The sequence below is a fragment of the Streptomyces sp. CNP082 genome (genome assembly GCF_059570535.1).
In genome coordinates this window covers 24,438-40,364 of the sequence record NZ_JCANSZ010000041.1, presented here as the reverse complement: position 1 = coordinate 40,364, position 15,927 = coordinate 24,438, and the positions used below count along the sequence as shown (strand labels likewise).

Genomic DNA, 15,927 nt, shown 5'->3' with positions numbered 1-15,927 from the left:
GTGACCACCACGACCACCACCCTGACCAAACCGCAACCGCACAAGACCGTGCCACGCGAGCGGCGGCCCCGCCCCGGTCCGGCGATACGCCGACGCAACTGGCCCGGCGGCCTGGCCGCCTGGCTCTGGCTCGCCGTCGTCGTCATCCCCCTCTACTGGATTCTCATCACCAGCCTCAAGGCACAGAGCAACTACTACGCGAGCAACCCGCTGGCGCCGCCGGACGACCCCACGCTGGACAACTACCAACTGGTCATCGAGTCCGACTTCGTCAGCTACTTCGTGAACAGCGTGGTGGTCACCGTCGGCGCCGTGGTGCCGGCGGTGACCGTCTCCTTCATGGCCGCGTACGCCATCGTGCGCGGCTGGCGCCTGCGGTTCCTGCGGTCGGTGAACGGGCTCTTCCTCATGGGCCTCGCCATCCCGTTGCAGGCCACGGCCATCCCGGTCTACCTGATGGTCATCAAGCTGCACCTGTACGACAGCCTGCTGGCGCTGATCCTCCCGTCGATCGCCTTCGCCATCCCGCTGTCGGTGCTGATCCTCGCCAACTTCATCCGGGACGTGCCCAAGGAGCTGTTCGACTCGATGCGGGTGGACGGGGCCACCGAGTGGGGGACGCTGTGGCGCCTGGCGGCGCCGCTCACCCGGCCGGCCATCCTCACCGTGACCATCTTCAACGCGCTGACGATCTGGAACGGGTTCCTGCTGCCGCTGATCCTCACCCAGAGCCCGGACAAGCGGACGCTGCCGCTCTCGCTCTGGACCTTCCAGAGCGAGTACGGGGTCAACATCCCCGCCGTCCTGGCCGCCGTGGTCCTGACCACGCTGCCCCTGCTGGTCCTGTACGTCTTCGGCCGCCGCCAACTGCTCAGCGGCCTGACCGCGGGATTCAGCCGGTGACCACCCGGACCCTGGCCTCCTCGCGGGGATCTGGCTACGCTCTGGGAGCGCTCCCATGCGTTTGCGTACTCCCGTACGCACCCCCCACGTCCCTGGAGGACCGATGGCGCTCTCCCCCGCTCGCCCGCCCCGCCGTCCGCGCGCCGCCTTCGGCGGGGCTCTCGCCCTGTTCCTCGCGGGGTTCACGGCCCTGACGGCGACCGCGGCCAGCCCGGACCCCGACGCCGGCGCGTCGGGGTCCTCGCCGGCTCAGGCGTGTACGGCCGACGGCTTCTGCGAGGACTTCGAGTCCCAGACCGGCACCCAGCCCTCCGGCCGCTGGAGCTTCCAGGCCGACGACTGCACCGGCACCGGCACCGTCACGGTGGACACCGCCGTCGCCCACGGCGGCACGACGTCCCTGCGGGTGAACGGCGGCGAGGGGTACTGCAACCACGCCTTCGCCGGCACCTCGCTCGACGACGTACCGGCGGGCTCCGAGCTGTTCGTACGCTTCTGGGTCCGCCACACCACCGCGCTGCCCGTCCAGCACGTCACCTTCCTCGCCATGCGGGACACCAACGCGCGCGACACCGACCTGCGCATGGGCGGGCAGAACGCGGCCCTGCAGTGGAACCGCGAGTCGGACGACGCCACGCTGCCCGCCCAGAGCCCGGCGGGCGTCGCGCTGAGCCGGCCGCTGCCGCTGGAGCAGTGGTCCTGCGTGGAGTACCGGATCGAACCGGCCGGCCGGCTGGAGACCTGGCTCGACGGCGAGAGCGTCGAAGGGCTGATCGTGGACGGCACGCCGACCCAGGACGTGGACCAGCAGTGGCTGAACAGCGGCACCTGGCAGCCTTCCGTGACCGACCTGCGGCTGGGCTGGGAGAGCTACGGCCAGGGCACGGACACCCTCTGGTACGACGATGTCGCCGTGGGCACCAGCCGCATCGGCTGCGAATGACGCCGGGCCTGACGACGGGCCTGACGACGGACCAGACGCCGGACCTGGCGCCGGACCGGGGCGGCGGCTCGCCCCCCGGCCCGGCGCGCGGCCGGCGGCGCGGTTCAGCAGGTGTTCTGCGGGGAGTTGACCAGTTGGATGTTCCGCACGACGGTGTTCTCGCCGCACGGGTTCTCGTTGACCGCGGAGTTGGTCACCGTGAGGTTCTGCAGGGTGATGTCCCGGTTGTTGGCGAATTCGCTGCGGGCCGCCAGGCGGATGTCGCCGGGGCCCGACACGCTGCCGCTCTGCCCGGCGATGGTGACGTTGTAGCAGTTCTCGATGAGGACGGCGTTGTTACCGGTGTCGGCGATGTCGACGCGGTCGATGACCGCGCCGCCGCTCTCGGAGACGCAGAAGACCCCGCGCCCGCCGCCGCGCGCGATGACCTGGCCGACGTGCACGTTCGTCGCGTAGCTGGCGCCGATACGGCCGTTGCGGTTGGCCATGCGGAAGGCGGCGTAGCCCGTGCCGGTGCCGGCGTCCACGGCATCCACGGTGCCGATCTCGGCATTGACGGTCTGGTTCAGCAGCAGGCCGGACTCGCCGACGTCGCGGGCGGTGACGGTGCCGATGGTCAGGCCGTCCACGCCGTAGGTCTCCACCGCGTGGGACCCGGCGCCGGAGACGTAGACGTTGTCGATCCGTACGTTCCGGGTCCACTCGGTGGTGTTGATCCGGTCGACGCGCACGCCGATGCCGCCGCCGGACAGCCGCATGTCGATCTGGCCGAGGTGGACGTCCGTGGCGTTGCGGATGAAGACGCCGTACAGCGGGGTGCCGGTGACGGTCAGGTGCTGGACGTCCACGTCGGTGACCCCGCGGGCGTAGACCGGCGCCATGTCGGTGGCGGACGCACCGGTGACGTTGATGGTGCCGCACACGTCGAGGGCGGTGTGGCTGGGCAGCCCCAGCCGGGTGTCGGCGCGCATCGTGCCGTCACCGCGTACGACCACGCGCTCCTGGCCGGTGCGGTTCGGGGTGAGGCTGCCGACGGCGGCGCTCATCGCGGCGAGCATGTCGTCACCGGTGTAGACGACGTCGCTGCCGTGGCGGGCGGTCCAGGTGGAGCCTTCCTTGACGGCCTCGGCGTGGTGCGTACCCGCGCCGCAGTCCTGCGCCGCGGCGCGGGGCGCCTGGGCGGCGGGCTGCTCCTGCGCCTCGCTCGAGGCGGTGCCCTGCATCGTCAGGGCCGCCGCCAGGACCGCAGCCGCGGCGCCCGCGACGGCTGTGGAGCGCCGGGCACCAGATCGCTGAGCCATGATCGTCAACTCCTTTGCGTGGGGGAGGGAGATGAGGATGAGGCCCCTGGCGAAGAATTGTCCGCAATACCGAACAATGTTCGCCATATCGCGAACAAATTAACGGCCACGACAAGGGCCGTCAAGGGAAGGAAAATGCGCCCGCCGGCGGGGAAGGGCCCCCGGGGCGGACGCTTCTCCGGCTGCTTCTTCGACTACTTGCCGGCGGCAAAACGCATGAGCGACTGCTCGTTGCCCTGCTTGATCTTCCCGGTCTCGTTGATCACCTGAAGCGTCCAGCTCGCGCCGTTGCGGGTCGCCTTCGCCACCGCGCAGCCGTTGTCCGCGGAGAGCAGGCTCGGCCAGATGTCGGCGACCTGCTGCGCGCTGCCGCCCGAGGCGTCGTACACCTTGAAGCTGATGTTCCGCGCCTTCGTGAAGCTGCTGCCCTTCTTGTACGCGGCGGCGACGAAGACGATGGCGGTGACCCGGTCCGGCACCTTGGAGAACTCGACGGTCACGGTCTCGTCGTCCCCGTCGCCCTTCCCCGTCTGGTTGTCGCCGCTGTGCACCATCGCACCGTTGCCCAGGGGGTCCAGCGAGTCGAGCCCGGCCAGCCGCACGGGGTCGGGTCCCGCCATGGCGATGGCGATCAGGTCGAGGTCGGTGCCCTTGGTCTGCCGCAGCTTGCCGATGATCCCGCCGCTGCTCCCGGCGGTCGGGTCCCACGAAACCCCTATCGACAAGTGGGTGACACCGGTCAGGTCCGCCGGTTCGTCTTCCTTGGAGAGCGTGATCATTGCCGATCCTTCGGTGGTAAGAGAGTGCCTTGCGACGTACAGGGAACATACCTCCCTTCACCGCACAACAGGGAAGGGCGGCAGCCCCGTATCCACGCGCCCCGTCGTGCCCGTCAGCCCAGGCAGCCCGCGGCCTCCCGCGTCGCGCAGGTGCCCAGGGAGCACCAGCGCCGGCGCCCCGGGGCGTCGAGGAACAGCCAGCCGCAGTCGGGCGACGGGCACGCCGTCACGGTGAGGCGCTGCGGGTCGGCGAGCAGGTCGGCGGCGCTGCGGGCCACCGCGAGCACCGGCAGCCGCAGGCCCGTCGAGGCGGGCAGCCGCCAGCGGCCGAGCCCGTCCTCGTCACGTACGAACTCCGCTGCCCGGGCGGCGGCTTCGGCGGTTCGTGCGACCTGCCGGAAGGCCCGTCCGTCGGCCGGGTCGACGAAGCAGGCGTGCAGCGCGGTACGCAGCTCGCGGGCCTCCGCCAGCGCGTCCAGGGCCGCGGCGGGCTGCTGTTCCGCCTGCTTGAGGAGCCGGGTGACCAGCCAGTCCTCCAGCAGGCCGAGGTGGCAGGCCCACACCGCCAGCGCCCGGTAGCCGGTCAGCCACTCCGCGCCGCGCTCGCGGGCGCCGCCCCAGCCGGCCCAGGTGTTGCAGAACTCCAGGGCGGGCTGGCCGCTGGTGTGCAGCGGCAGCCGTACGTCCCGGACCTGTACGGCGTACGCGGGCAGCGGCGGCTCGTCGAGCGACGGGTCGGCGCTGAGCACCCGGGCGTGGACGTCCCGCAGCGCCGGGCCGGGGGCGACGCCCAGCTCGGCGTCCAGGGCGAGGCGGGTGGTGCGGTAGACGTCGAGCGCTTCGGCCTGCCGGCCGGCGCGGTACAGGGCGGTCATCAGCGCCGCAACCAGCCGCTCGCGCAGCGGGTGGCGGGCGACCAGGGGCCGCAGCTCGGCGGCGAGCGTCCCGGTGCCTGGGCCGCGGGGGTGACCGTCGCGGCCGGTGTGCAGCCGGTCCTCGGCGCGCTGCTCCAGGGCGGTCAGCCGCAGTTCGGCGAGGTCCCCGCCGAGCCGGGCACGCAGCTCGCCGTCGACGAGCCCGTCGAGGAGTTCGCCGCGCCACAGGGCCAGCGCCTCCTCGGTACGGCGCAGCCGCTCGCGGGGGTCGGGCAACGCGGCGGCGGCGCGGGCCCGTTCGGCGAACTCGGCGGCGTCGGTCCGCCACCCGCCGGGCTCGGCGGCGTACCCGTCGCCGCGGGTGGCGATGCGTACCCCGTACGGCCCGAGCGCGCGGCGCAGCCGGCTGACGTAGGTGTGCAGGGTGCCGCGGCCCCCGCTCCTGTCCCCGTCCCACAGCAACTCCGCGATCCGGTCCGCTGCCACCGCCCGCCCGGGGGTGAGCAGCAGCACCGCGAGCAGCAGCCGCTCCTGGCGCCGCCGGCTCACCTGGACGGGGACGCCGTCACGTACCGCCTCGAAGGGACCGAGCAGGCGGAACTCCCACACGTGGGCAGCGTACCGCCGGTTGTGGTAAGCGGATGGTGAGGCGGGCGGACCAGGCTCGGGCGCAGGCACACCACGCGAGCCGAAGGAGCCCATACCAATGCGCCGTTACGCAGCCGCCACAGCCGCAGCGCTCTCCCTGACCGCCGCCCTTGCCGCCCCGGCGGTATCCGCCGCGGAGGGTGACGACCGGGGCTGGCGCCCCGTCACGTACCCCCCGGTGAACTACCCCGCCGGCGAGCGCTGCGACTTCCCCTTCCGCACGGAGCCCCTCCTCGACGAGGTCATGGTCAAGACCATCGCCACCTACCCCGACGGCTCCCCGAAGACGGAGCTGTACAAGGGCGCCCTCATCGTCCGCGTCACCAACCTCGACACCGGCGCCTTCCACGACGCCGACGCCGGCGGCCGGTCCATCGCGCGCTACGAACCCGACGGCGCGTACGTCTACTACGCCACGGGCCCGTTCCTCGTCGGCTTCGGGGAGGGACAGGGGAACCTGCCGCGCGGCGAGTACGTGGTCGACGGCGTGTACACCGCGGCGTTCACCGCCGACGGCCAGCGGACGATTACGTGGAAGGAAGGCACGAAGAAGCTGACCGACGTCTGCGACCAGATCGACTGACCGGGCAGGCCGCCGGCTGCCCTGGCTGCCGGTGCGACGCCAGTGGCCTACAGGGCGCGGTACACGTCGCGGCGGTCACCGACGGCGACGACCCAGATGACGAGTTCGCCGTTGTCGATCGTGTAGACGACCCGGTAGTCGCCGACGCGCAGTCGGGACATGCCCTTCTGTCCGGTCAGGGGCTTGATGTCGAAGGCCGAAGTGTCACCCTTGTCCACCGCGCGCTGAAACTCTCCGAGGCGGACAAGGATCCTGCGCGCCTCACGGAGCGGCACGGCCCGCATCTGACGCTGAGCAGTGGAGGTGAACTTCGTGCAGTAGACGCCGTCAGTCATGCCTGGGTGGCCTCGCCCAGGATCTCAGCAGCGAGGTCTTCCAGGCTGACGGCCGGCTCGCGCCCTTCGGCCAGGGAGTCTGCGGCAAGTCGGGAGAGCCAGGCATCCTCGACGCGCTCCTCAAGCTGCTTGAGGCGCTGGTACTCGGCCAGGTCGAGAATCACGGCCTCGGCCTTGCCCCGCCGGGTAATGATGGTGGGGGTAGCTTCACGGCGGGCACGGTCAATGCTGTCGGCCAGGTGGGCTCGCACCTCGCCCATGGCTTCGACGATAGGCTCTCTCATGTAATCAGTGTACCAGATGTACATCTAGCGGGCGCTCCGAGCGCGCGCACTCCATGCGATCAAATCGCAACACTGTGTGGCGCAGGACTGTCACTCGGCCTCGCCCTCGCCGCACCTACGGCCCAGACCGGGCTTCCGGACGTCACCGCGGACGGCCACCTCACCCCTGTGTACGGCTGTGGTGCTGGGACCAGCGCCAGCAGTTCGCCCCGGCGAACGGCGCCGCCCTCAAGAAGGCCCTGGACGGCCTCCTCGCCGACCTGACGTAGAACGGGACTTCGCCATATGGCCGACGAGCCCACGTTGGACACGCTGTTCGCCCGCCGCCCCCACCAGTGGGGCCTGCGCGGTGATCCGGTGGTGTGGCAGGAGATGCGGGAGCGGCTGCGGGGGCGGCCGATCCCCGAGTTCCCGCTGAGCATCGTCACCATCGTGGAGTCCGAATTCGCCGCCATCACCGGCGAGGACCTGCCGACCAGACCGGACCTGGACGATCGCCGCTACGTCCGGCACCTGGCCACCGGCTCCGGCATGAGCGACGGCACCGTCTCCCTCCACTTCTGGCGCCACACCGCCCTTCCGATCCTGATCGACCGGGCCGCGGCCACTCGCGCCTGAGCAGCTCCGGCGCCGGGAGCCACCTCGCCCGCCGGGGCGGGCGGTCACCGGGGCGGGCTTCGCTCAAGCGTCCACCTCCCTGGCATCCCCTTCGAGCAGGGAGAACAGGATGCTGTCGCGCCACTTTCCGTTGGTGAAGACGTGTTCGCGGAGCGTGCCCTCGCGAGTGAACCCGAGTTTTCTGACCACTTCGATCGAGGCAGGGTTGTCAGGTCCGACAGCGGCTGTGATGCGATGCAGGAGCAACTCCTGGAAGCCGTAATCGATCAACGCCCCCGCCGCATCCGTCGCGTATCCGTTTCCCCACTCGGACCATGCGAGCGCGTAGCCCAGCTTGGCTGCCTTGACTCCTCCCAGAGCAAGGCGAGCGAAACCGATGACACGGTCGCCGGGGGGGAGGGTGACCCCGAGGTAGTACTCCGTACGAGGTTCGTCTTGCGCACGTTGAACGGCCCCCGCGAGCATCGCGCGCGCCGCCTCGCGGTCACGGCTGTCGAAAGACAGGAACCCGGTCACGCGGTCGTCTCCCACGATCTCCAAGGCGTCATCGACGTCTTCCATCGTGAACTCCCGGAGTGTCACCGATTTTCCGGTTATCCGGACGGGATACGGCACTCTGGACTCCTATCGGGGAAGTGACTTGAGCGGCGTCCTGGCGAACACCTCGATGTGCTCTTGCAGGGCGCCGCCAGCCTCGGAGAGAGGCGAGTTCCGTAGCGCCTTGTGGACTCTGAGCGCGCTGTTGACGACGCCGACGATGCGGTTCTCAGGGGCGAGTTCCAGGACAGGTTGAACCGCTTCGGCAGCACCCTCCAGCTCACCGGCCTTGATCCTGGCGATGGCCAGATCCGCCCGGCTGCCTGCCTGGTCGCCGAAGGCCCACTCGGGCCCGCTGGTGTCCTCGTACTGCTCGACCGCCCCGCTCGCATACTCCTGGGCAACTCGATCCTGTGACGGCAGCCAGGCGAAGGCGTCAGCCGTGTAGTACAACTGCCGTGTTCGACCGAATGTGCAGAGACCGCCGAGCTCGTCCAACTCGTCTTCCGCAACATGGTCCCATGCGGACTCCGCCCGGCGGATCGCCGCCTGCGTCTCTTCCGTGTTCCCGAGAACCGCCCAGGCACGGGCTTCACTGATCGGCAGCCAGACGCTAGTCGTACTGGACTTCCGATTCGCGAACTCGGTCCCGGATTGCGCGAATTTCACGGACTCTCGGGGCCGTCCTGCCCAGTAGGCGATGAGCGACTGAAGTCCCCGAATCCACGCGCGCAGTCCATCGTGGTCGGCGTTGTCCGCACACAGGAAGGCGGTACGCGCCTGCGTCATGGCGGTATGCGGGTCGGCAAGGTCGTGGCTGGCCTTGGCGAGCAACCCGCTGACGACTCCGGCGAGAAAATACAACTGCCGCGCCTGATTCGGCTGCCTGCGGTTCTCCAGGAGCGAGTAGACCGTCTCCTGCGTCGCGACCAGTTCCCCGAGGATGCCCGACAGCGGCTTCTTGGGGTAGTCAAGAGCAAGGCGGTGCACATCCTCGTACACTTGCTCCATCGCCGCGTCGGTGAGATTCCCTGCGCCTGCCATGAGGGCGAACTGCCGTGCACGTTTCGCTGCCACTTTGATGAGCTCCTTGTCGCCATCGGAGTGATCCACGGCGATAGCCAGACCGGCTGGCTGCCCTGCCGTGCCGGAAACCCCTTCACCGCACGGGCGAAGCAGTTCGTCCAGCGGCCTGCCGAACATCGCCTGTAAGACCCGGCGAGTCACGGGAGTGACGTTGGCGCGTGCGCCGCTTGCAAGTCGTCTCAAGTGGCGTGTGCTGAGGGTGGCGTCCTCGTGGAGATCCTGCGCGATCTTGTTGAACTCTGCCGCGATCTCCTCGTACGTTCGGTCCTTCCTCTGGCTGAGGAGGTACTCAAGCACTGTGCGCGGGTGCTCCCTGCCTTTGCCTGCCACCGCACCCCTCCCTGTCTCGTGAGCCCACCATGCAGCCACAGTCCAGCCGATGCGGGCCCATGTCCGCACGAGGACCGCACACGGTCCTGCAGAGGTCCGGTTCAGGCCCTCGCACGGTCACGGTGACTCATCCCAGACTCATCGTCATGGATCAGGCACAGGTTTCCCACAGGACGCAGCCAATAGACCGAGTGAGCACCCCAATCACCGACGGAACATCAGTTTTGAGGCGAGACGAGGCGAAACACGGTGCCGCGTACGACGACAGATCAGAACGGAGTGGCTGACGCTTCAGTCATGAAGTGGCAGTGGCGACGCCATCCCCGATGCGTGGGGCTGGCACGGGCGCAGTTGCGCAAGGCGTTGGCCGCGTGGGGGCTGGCCGGGATTGAAGAGCCGGCTTCGCTGGTGGTCTCGGAGCTGATGACCAACGCCGTGGTGCATGCCCGCGTACCGCCGGGGCGGGAGATCCAGACGCGGTTCGTACGGCAGGAAAGCGGCGTGCGTATCGAGGTGCACGACGCCTGCGGCACGCGGCCGGAGCAGCGGACGCCTGACGAGTGGGGTGGCTACGGCCTTCACCTGGTCGAGCACTGCGCAGCCCGGTGGGGGGTGTCCGAGCGCAAGGGCGTCGGCAAGCAGGTCTGGGCCGAGGTGGTCGAATCCAGCACTGCCCGGAGGGAAGTTACGGAGAAGGGTGAAGGTTCAGCTTGGACATCACCTATAGAACCCTAGGATTGACTGGGGTATGGCCATCACGGGACGATCCTCCGGGGTCCCGGGCGGCAACCCGGCCAGTCCCACCCGTCGATCCGGACGACACGGGGTGGGCCAGCCGGGTGCCGACCCTCTCCGCTGCACCCCGCCTCGTACGTCCGACAGAAGGGCCCTGCCCCGTGAATGCCGAGACTTCTGCCGCGGTTCAGGCCGCTCATCGGCTGCTGCACGACCTGGGGGCAGACACCATGGAGCACCCCGGGGGCACCTTGTCCGCCCACCTGGAGCGCGTCCGCCGCCGGCTCGCCGCCTGGGGAGCCCGCCCGGCGTTGCAGCTCGCCGGGCTGTGCCACGCGTTCTACGGCACCGACGGCTTCGGCCCCGCCCTGCTGCCGCTCGGCCAACGCGACCGGCTGCAACGGCTGATCGGCGCCGACGCCGAGGCGATCGTCTACTTCTACGCCAGTCGCGACCGCCAAGCCGCCTACCCCGTGCTCACCGACCCCGCCGCGCCCCTGCACGACAGGTTCACCGGTGCCGGCCGCGTGCCCACCGCCGGTGAGCGACGGGACTTCGCGGAGCTCACCGCGGCGAACGAACTCGACATCGCACAGGTCGACGACGCCTTCCGCGAGCGCCAGGGCGCGAGCCTCCTGGCCCTGTTCACCGGGTTCCGCCCGCTGCTCACCCCGCCCGCCTGGCAGGACTGCGCGGCCGTACTCGGCGCCACCCCGAACGGCCGGTAGTCAGATCATGGCAAGGACATGGTGCGTTTCGGTGGGCAAAAGTCGAGGCGTGTGGGCGTTTTGCCCCTGTTTGTAGGGGGTGTTGTGGCGAGTTCGTCACGGCGAGGTGCGCCCGCGGCCCCGGCAGGAGACAGGCCAGCCCGCCGGGGCCGTCCCGGAACGACGCCGGGTCCCGGCCGCCGGGCTTGCCCGGCGGCCGGTGTTGTCGCGCACGTATCGACGCGCCCGCGGGCCCGTCACCGCGCCGTCGCCACCTCCTGTCCCGCGAAGTGGCACGCCGCCGGGTGGCCGCCCCCGTCCCCTACGCGCAGCTCCGGCCGCTCCTCCGCGCAGACCGCCGCCGCCAGGGGGCAGCGGGTGCGGAAGCGGCAGCCCGACGGGGGGTCGGACGGGGACGGGACTTCGCCCGCGAGGGGGAGGTCCCTGGCCGTGCCCGGGCGGTCGTGGACCGAGGGGGCGGCCTTCAGGAGGGCCTGGGTGTAGGGGTGCTGGGGGGACTCGAAGACCTGGGTCGCGGTGCCGTGTTCGACGATCGTGCCCAGGTACATCACCGCCACCTCGTCCGCGATGTGCCGCACCACGTCGAGGTCGTGGGAGATGAAGAGGTACGCGACCCCCAGCTCGCGCTGGAGGTCCGCGAGCAGGTTGAGGATCTGCGCGCGTACGGAGACGTCCAGGGCCGAGACCGCCTCGTCGCAGACGATGAGCTTCGGCCGCAGCGCCAGCGCCCGCGCGATGCTCACCCGCTGGCACTGGCCGCCGGAGAGTTCGTGCAGGCGGCGGGTCGCGTACGAGGCGTCCAGGCCCACCTGGTCGAGGAGGCGGGCCACCTCCGTCGCGTGGTCGGAGGGCGGGACCAGGTCGCGGTGGATGTGCCAGCCCTCCGCGACGATGTCCGCCACCCGCATCCGCGGGTTCAGCGAGGTGTACGGGTCCTGGAAGACCATCTGCAGGTCGTGCGCCACCCGCCGCCGCTCCCGGCGGCCCGCCGTCGCCAGGTCCAGGCCCGCGAAGGAGACCGAGCCCGCGAACGGTTCGAGCAGCCCCACCACCGAGCGGGCCAGCGTCGACTTGCCGCAGCCGGACTCGCCCACGATGCAGACCGTCCGGCCCGCCCGTACGGTCAGGTCGACGCCCGCGACCGCGTCGATCCGGCGGCGGCGGCCGAGGCCGGCGCGGCCGGGGACCGTGTAGCCGGCGTGCAGGCCGCTGATGTGCAGCAGGGGCTCGTCCGAGGCCGGCTGCTGCGGGGTCGTCTGCATCGTGCTCATGACGCGGCCTCCGCGGCGGTTGCGCTGGCTTGGACCTTCTCGCTGTGGTGGCAGGCCGCCGCGTGGCCGGTCCCGACGGCCGCCAGCGCGGGGTCTTCCGTGCCGCACACCTTCGTCGCGTACGGGCACCGCGGCGCGAACGCGCAGCCCGCGGGCTGCCTGCCCGGGGCCGGCGGCTGGCCGTCGATGGGGACCAGCCGGCCGGGGCGGGCCGGGTCCGGGACGGCGTCGAGCAGGCCGCGGGTGTACGGGTGCGCGGGGGCGGTGTAGACGTCGTCCAGGGCGCCCGTCTCCACGATCCGGCCCGCGTACATCACCGCCACGTCCTGCGCGACGCGGGCCACCACGCCCAGATCGTGCGAGACGAGCAGCATCGCCATCCCCGCGTCCCGCTGCCGCCCCGCGAGCAGCCGCAGGATCTGCGCCTGCACCGTGACGTCCAGCGCCGTCGTGGGCTCGTCGGCCAGCAGCACCGCCGGGTCCAGGGTGAGCGCCATCGCGATGACCGCGCGCTGCCGCATGCCGCCGGAGAACTCGTGCGGGTACGCGCCGTACTTGGCCTCCGCGTCGGGGATGCCGACCGTCCGCATCAGCTCCACCGCCCGCTCCCGGGCCGCGTGGCGGCCGGTGCCGCGGCGGCGGAGCGTCTCGGCGATCTGCCAGCCCACGGTGAACGACGGGTTCAGCGCCGCCATCGGGTCCTGGAAGACCATCGCGACCTTTGCGCCGCGCAGTTCGCGCCACTGCCCGGCCGTGAACCCGGCCGTGTCCTTGCCGTCGATCTCGACCGTGCCCGCCGTCACCCGCGCGCCCGGGGGCAGCAGGCCCATCAGGGCCAGCGACGTCAGCGACTTGCCGCTGCCCGACTCCCCGACCAGGGCGGTGACCCGGCCGGGTACGAGGTCCAGGTCGACCCCGCGGACGACGGGGCGGGTGCCGTCGCGGCCGTCGCCGAAGCCGATGTGGACGTCGCGCAGGCGGGCGGCCGGGGCCGTTTCCGCGGTCGTGGAAGACACTCTGTTCTCCTCTCTGCTCATGTCCGGGCTCATAGCTGCGACCGCGGGTCCGACACGTCGCGGAAGCCGTCGCCGATCACGCCCACCGCGGTCACGACCAGCGCCAGCGCCGCCGCCGGCATCGTGGAGATCCACCACGCCGAGCCGAGGTAGTCGCGCCCGGCGGAGACCGTGGCGCCCCACGAGGACGTGTCGACCGGCACGCCGAGGCCGAGGAAGCTCAGCGACGCCTCGGCCACCATCACCAGGCCCACCTGCACCGTCGCCGCGACCAGCAGCGGCTGCCAGAGGGACGGCAGCACATGGCGGACCATGATCCGTACGTGTCCCGCGCCCAGCACCCGCGCCGAGTCGACGAAGCCGAGCCGGCGCGTGGCCATCGCCGAGGCGCGCGCGACGCGGGCGAAGATGACCCACCGGGTGATCGCCAGCGTGATGACGATGTTGGTGACGGACGGGCCGAGCACCCCGGCCAGCAGGATCGCCAGCAGGATGGAGGGGAAGGCGAGCTGGATGTCGCCGATGCGGGAGGCGATCGTGTCGGTCCAGCCGCCGAAGTAGCCCGAGACCAGCCCGACGACGAGGCCGACCGCGCCGCCGACGAGGATCGTCGCGGCGGCGACCAGCAGCGAGATCCGCGCCCCGGCCAGCAGGTTGGCGAGCAGGTCGCGTCCCATCTGGTCGGTGCCCAGCCAGGCGATGTCGCCGTCGTCGGTGCGCTCCCCGGGGGACAGCAGCCGGTTCGGCAGGTCGACGTCGACCGGGTCGTACGGGTGCAGCAGCGGCCCGACGAGGGCGGCGAGGACGAAGAGCGCCAGCACCCCGGCGCCTGTCCACACCCGCACCGGCACCTGCCGCGCGGCGGCGCCGGGGGCTCTGCCCGTACGCGGGGAGCCGGCGGCCTTCGCCGGCGCGGCCGTGGTCGTGGCGCTCATGCGTCCTCCGGGGTGAGACGGGGGTCGATGATGAAGTAGACGACGTCCACGAGCAGGTTCAGGACGATGTACGCGAGCGTGATCGTCAGGATCGCGGCCTCGACGACCGCGTAGTCGCGGTTGGTGATCGCGTCGACCATCAGCGAGCCGATGCCGGGCCAGGAGAAGACGACCTCGATGATGACGGCGTTGGCGATGAAGTTGCCCATCAGCAGGCCGAGCACGGTCACCACCGGGATCGCGATGTTCCGGCCGACGTGCACGTACTGGATCGTCGACTCGCCCACGCCCTTCGCGCGGGCCGTACGGGCGTAGTCCTTGCCGCCCTCCTCCAGCGCGCTGCTGCGCACCAGCCGCGCGAGCCAGCCGATGAACGGCAGCGAGAGCGTGACCGCCGGCAGCAGCACCGCGGCCGGTGACCCGTCCACGGTCGCCGGCAGCCAGTCGAGCCGGCGGGCGAAGATGAGGATCAGCACGATGCCGAGCCAGAACGACGGGATGGCCTGGCCGGCGAGCGAGCCGGTGGAGACCACCAGGTCGAGCAGCTTGCCGGGGCGGCGGGCGCAGAGCATGCCCAGCGGGATCCCGACCGCGACGGTCAGCAGCAGCGCCGCGAGCGACAGGGTCAGGGTGGCGGGGAAGCGGTCCAGAGTGTTGCTGAGGGCCGAGCCGCCCAGGCGCCAGGAGTCGCCGAGGTCGCCGCGGACGATGCCGGCGAGGTGGTCGACGTACTGCCGCCACAGCGGGTCGTCGAGGCCGAAGTCGGCGCGTACGCTCTCCAGTTGCCCGGCGGAGGCGTCGGGGCCCACGATCAGCTTGGCGGGGTCGCCGGGGACGACGCGCACGATCAGGAACACCAGCGTCAGCGCGCCGAAGGCGACCACGACGGCCTGCGCGAGGCGTTTGGCCAGGAACGCGCCCATCATTGCTCACCTCTTCTTCCCAGTGGTCCGGCCGAGTCGCGTACGACGAGTTCGGGGGCCAGGAGCGTACGGATCGGCTCCGCGTCGTCCGCACCGGCCGCTCCGTCTCCGACTCGCTCCAGCAGCCGGTCGACGCCGGCGCGGCCCACGTCGGACGCGGGCAGCCGGACCGTGGTCAGGGCCGGGTCGAGGTACGCGGAGAACGGGTGGTCGCCGTGGCCGACGACGCCGATGTCGGTGCCGACCCGCAGCCCGCGCTCGCGGAACGCCCGGTACAGGCCCAGCGCGTGGTAGTCGTTGCCGGCCAGCACCACGGCGCCGGGCCCCGCCCGGCGGGCCAGGCCGGCGCCGACGGCGTACGCCACGCCGGGGTCGAAGGGCCCCGAGACCGGCGCGCCCTCCGGCGCCGCCGCCCCCGGCTCCACGCGCACCACCGCGTCGTCCGGGGCGTCGATCCCGCGGGCCGCGAGGGTCTCGCGGAAGCCGCGGATACGCTCGGAGACCGGCGAGATCTCCAGATCCTCCTCGACGAGGTACAGCTCCCTCGCCCCGCTGTCCAGCACGTGGGCGGTCGCCGCCGAGGCACCCGCGTAGTAGTCGACGCCGACGACGTCGGCGTCCAGCTCGGGCAGGTGCCGGTTGAGCAGCACCACGGGCGTGCCGGACTTGCGCAGCCGGTGCCAGTGGTCGGCGCCGTGCTGGACGGGGATGGCCAGCACCCCGTCCACGCCCCAGCGCATCAGCTCCTCGGCGGCGCGGCGCTCGTTCTCGGCGGAGTCCTCGGTGACCATCAGCATCAGCGAGTAGCCGCGTTCGCGTCCGCGCTCCTCGATCGCGGAGATGAGGCGGGCGTAGAAGGGGTTCGACGGGTTGGTGATGACGAGCCCGAGGGTCATGGCGTTCCGCAGCACGAGGGAGCGGGCCATGGTGTTGGGCACGTAACCGAGGCGTTCCGCCTCCTGCTTGACGCGCTCGCGCGTCTCGGGGCTGACCGCGTCCTTGTCGGCGAGCGCCCGGGAGACGGTGTTGACCGACAGGTCGAGCGACAGGGCGATGTCGCGCAGCGTGGGTCGGCGGCGTGCGGTCATGGGATCCTC

Annotated in this window: 18 protein-coding genes; 6 read left to right on the top strand and 12 right to left on the bottom strand. The window is 71.3% G+C overall.

All coding sequences use genetic code 11. The features are described 5' to 3' along the window. A complete protein-coding gene (locus tag B124_RS26985) occupies positions 1 to 903 on the top strand; it encodes a carbohydrate ABC transporter permease (RefSeq protein WP_496505571.1) in 903 nt (300 codons plus the stop codon). 103 nt (positions 904 to 1,006) lie between these two features. Beyond that, positions 1,007 to 1,846 (top strand): hydrolase, encoded by an 840-nt coding sequence (locus B124_RS26980; protein ID WP_496505570.1) that lies wholly within the window; start codon positions 1,007 to 1,009, stop codon positions 1,844 to 1,846. Between the two features lie 104 nt (positions 1,847 to 1,950). On the opposite strand, the gene B124_RS26975 is transcribed toward B124_RS26980, so the two are convergent. From B124_RS26975 to B124_RS26965, 3 genes are all read right to left on the bottom strand, one after another. Then, positions 1,951 to 3,147: a right-handed parallel beta-helix repeat-containing protein gene (locus B124_RS26975; RefSeq protein WP_496505569.1), complete on the bottom strand. Its 1,197-nt coding sequence runs from the start codon at positions 3,145 to 3,147 to the stop codon at positions 1,951 to 1,953. 194 nt (positions 3,148 to 3,341) lie between these two features. Then, entirely contained in the window at positions 3,342 to 3,926 is a 585-nt protein-coding gene (locus B124_RS26970) for a TerD family protein (RefSeq protein ID WP_496505568.1), read from the bottom strand. Between the two features lie 113 nt (positions 3,927 to 4,039). Continuing rightward, the gene (locus B124_RS26965; protein ID WP_496505567.1) at positions 4,040 to 5,410 is read right to left on the bottom strand and encodes a BTAD domain-containing putative transcriptional regulator; all 1,371 of its coding nucleotides are present in this window, start codon (positions 5,408 to 5,410) and stop codon (positions 4,040 to 4,042) included. Positions 5,411 to 5,507: 97 nt separating this feature from the next. Between B124_RS26965 and B124_RS26960 the strand changes: the two genes are divergently transcribed. Then, a complete protein-coding gene (locus B124_RS26960; protein WP_496505566.1) occupies positions 5,508 to 6,032 on the top strand; it encodes a hypothetical protein in 525 nt (174 codons plus the stop codon). Between the two features lie 47 nt (positions 6,033 to 6,079). Here B124_RS26960 and B124_RS26955 read toward each other — a convergent pair whose 3' ends face one another. Continuing rightward, entirely contained in the window at positions 6,080 to 6,367 is a 288-nt protein-coding gene (locus B124_RS26955) for a type II toxin-antitoxin system RelE family toxin (protein WP_496505565.1), read from the bottom strand. After that, positions 6,364 to 6,651, bottom strand: a complete 288-nt coding sequence (locus tag B124_RS26950; protein WP_496505564.1) for a type II toxin-antitoxin system Phd/YefM family antitoxin — start codon at positions 6,649 to 6,651, stop codon at positions 6,364 to 6,366. The genes B124_RS26955 and B124_RS26950 overlap by 4 nt, the downstream gene beginning before the upstream one ends. A gap of 285 nt (positions 6,652 to 6,936) precedes the next feature. On the opposite strand from B124_RS26950, the gene B124_RS26945 reads away from it, so the two are divergent. Further along, complete coding sequence (locus B124_RS26945) at positions 6,937 to 7,269, top strand: hypothetical protein (protein WP_496505563.1); 333 nt, start codon at positions 6,937 to 6,939, stop codon at positions 7,267 to 7,269. A 63-nt stretch (positions 7,270 to 7,332) separates the two neighbouring features. Here B124_RS26945 and B124_RS26940 read toward each other — a convergent pair whose 3' ends face one another. Together B124_RS26940 and B124_RS26935 are read right to left on the bottom strand one after the other, a co-directional pair. Next, positions 7,333 to 7,884: a GNAT family N-acetyltransferase gene (locus B124_RS26940; RefSeq protein ID WP_496505562.1), complete on the bottom strand. Its 552-nt coding sequence runs from the start codon at positions 7,882 to 7,884 to the stop codon at positions 7,333 to 7,335. Positions 7,885 to 7,893: 9 nt separating this feature from the next. Next, entirely contained in the window at positions 7,894 to 9,222 is a 1,329-nt protein-coding gene (locus B124_RS26935) for an NsdA family TPR-like regulatory protein (protein WP_496505561.1), read from the bottom strand. A 297-nt stretch (positions 9,223 to 9,519) separates the two neighbouring features. Here B124_RS26935 and B124_RS26930 point away from each other — a divergent pair, with 297 nt between their 5' ends. Both B124_RS26930 and B124_RS26925 read left to right on the top strand, forming a co-directional pair. Beyond that, positions 9,520 to 9,957 carry an ATP-binding protein gene (locus B124_RS26930; protein WP_496505560.1) on the top strand — a complete coding sequence of 146 codons (438 nt, stop codon included), beginning with the start codon at positions 9,520 to 9,522 and terminating at the stop codon, positions 9,955 to 9,957. Between the two features lie 161 nt (positions 9,958 to 10,118). Next, positions 10,119 to 10,685: a DUF6817 domain-containing protein gene (locus B124_RS26925; RefSeq protein WP_496505559.1), complete on the top strand. Its 567-nt coding sequence runs from the start codon at positions 10,119 to 10,121 to the stop codon at positions 10,683 to 10,685. Positions 10,686 to 10,921: 236 nt separating this feature from the next. On the opposite strand, the gene B124_RS26920 is transcribed toward B124_RS26925, so the two are convergent. The 5 genes from B124_RS26920 to B124_RS26900 are packed head-to-tail and all read right to left on the bottom strand — an operon-like array spanning position 10,922 to position 15,918. Continuing rightward, positions 10,922 to 11,956: an ABC transporter ATP-binding protein gene (locus tag B124_RS26920; protein WP_496505558.1), complete on the bottom strand. Its 1,035-nt coding sequence runs from the start codon at positions 11,954 to 11,956 to the stop codon at positions 10,922 to 10,924. Then, the gene (locus B124_RS26915) at positions 11,953 to 12,972 is read right to left on the bottom strand and encodes an ABC transporter ATP-binding protein (RefSeq protein ID WP_496505557.1); all 1,020 of its coding nucleotides are present in this window, start codon (positions 12,970 to 12,972) and stop codon (positions 11,953 to 11,955) included. Before B124_RS26915 ends, B124_RS26920 begins: the two co-directional genes overlap by 4 nt. Positions 12,973 to 13,001: 29 nt before the next feature. After that, positions 13,002 to 13,907, bottom strand: coding sequence for an ABC transporter permease (locus B124_RS26910; protein WP_496505556.1), 906 nt, complete (start codon positions 13,905 to 13,907; stop codon positions 13,002 to 13,004). Then, positions 13,904 to 14,833, bottom strand: coding sequence for an ABC transporter permease (locus tag B124_RS26905; protein WP_496505555.1), 930 nt, complete (start codon positions 14,831 to 14,833; stop codon positions 13,904 to 13,906). Before B124_RS26905 ends, B124_RS26910 begins: the two co-directional genes overlap by 4 nt. After that, entirely contained in the window at positions 14,830 to 15,918 is a 1,089-nt protein-coding gene (locus B124_RS26900) for a LacI family DNA-binding transcriptional regulator (protein WP_496505554.1), read from the bottom strand. Before B124_RS26900 ends, B124_RS26905 begins: the two co-directional genes overlap by 4 nt. Positions 15,919 to 15,927 lie beyond the last annotated feature (9 nt).

Excerpts from the sequence above, each read along its gene's own strand:
- B124_RS26955 (WP_496505565.1), bottom strand. The coding sequence starts at position 6,367 with ATGACTGACGGCGTCTACTGCACGAAGTTCACCTCCACTGCTCAGCGT.
- B124_RS26970 (WP_496505568.1), bottom strand. The coding sequence starts at position 3,926 with ATGATCACGCTCTCCAAGGAAGACGAACCGGCGGACCTGACCGGTGTC.
- B124_RS26920 (WP_496505558.1), bottom strand. The coding sequence starts at position 11,956 with ATGAGCACGATGCAGACGACCCCGCAGCAGCCGGCCTCGGACGAGCCC.
- B124_RS26905 (WP_496505555.1), bottom strand. The coding sequence starts at position 14,833 with ATGATGGGCGCGTTCCTGGCCAAACGCCTCGCGCAGGCCGTCGTGGTC.
- B124_RS26960 (WP_496505566.1), top strand. The coding sequence starts at position 5,508 with ATGCGCCGTTACGCAGCCGCCACAGCCGCAGCGCTCTCCCTGACCGCC.
- B124_RS26945 (WP_496505563.1), top strand. The coding sequence starts at position 6,937 with ATGGCCGACGAGCCCACGTTGGACACGCTGTTCGCCCGCCGCCCCCAC.
- B124_RS26980 (WP_496505570.1), top strand. The coding sequence starts at position 1,007 with ATGGCGCTCTCCCCCGCTCGCCCGCCCCGCCGTCCGCGCGCCGCCTTC.
- B124_RS26975 (WP_496505569.1), bottom strand. The coding sequence starts at position 3,147 with ATGGCTCAGCGATCTGGTGCCCGGCGCTCCACAGCCGTCGCGGGCGCC.
- B124_RS26950 (WP_496505564.1), bottom strand. The coding sequence starts at position 6,651 with ATGAGAGAGCCTATCGTCGAAGCCATGGGCGAGGTGCGAGCCCACCTG.
- B124_RS26910 (WP_496505556.1), bottom strand. The coding sequence starts at position 13,907 with ATGAGCGCCACGACCACGGCCGCGCCGGCGAAGGCCGCCGGCTCCCCG.
- B124_RS26900 (WP_496505554.1), bottom strand. The coding sequence starts at position 15,918 with ATGACCGCACGCCGCCGACCCACGCTGCGCGACATCGCCCTGTCGCTC.
- B124_RS26930 (WP_496505560.1), top strand. The coding sequence starts at position 9,520 with ATGAAGTGGCAGTGGCGACGCCATCCCCGATGCGTGGGGCTGGCACGG.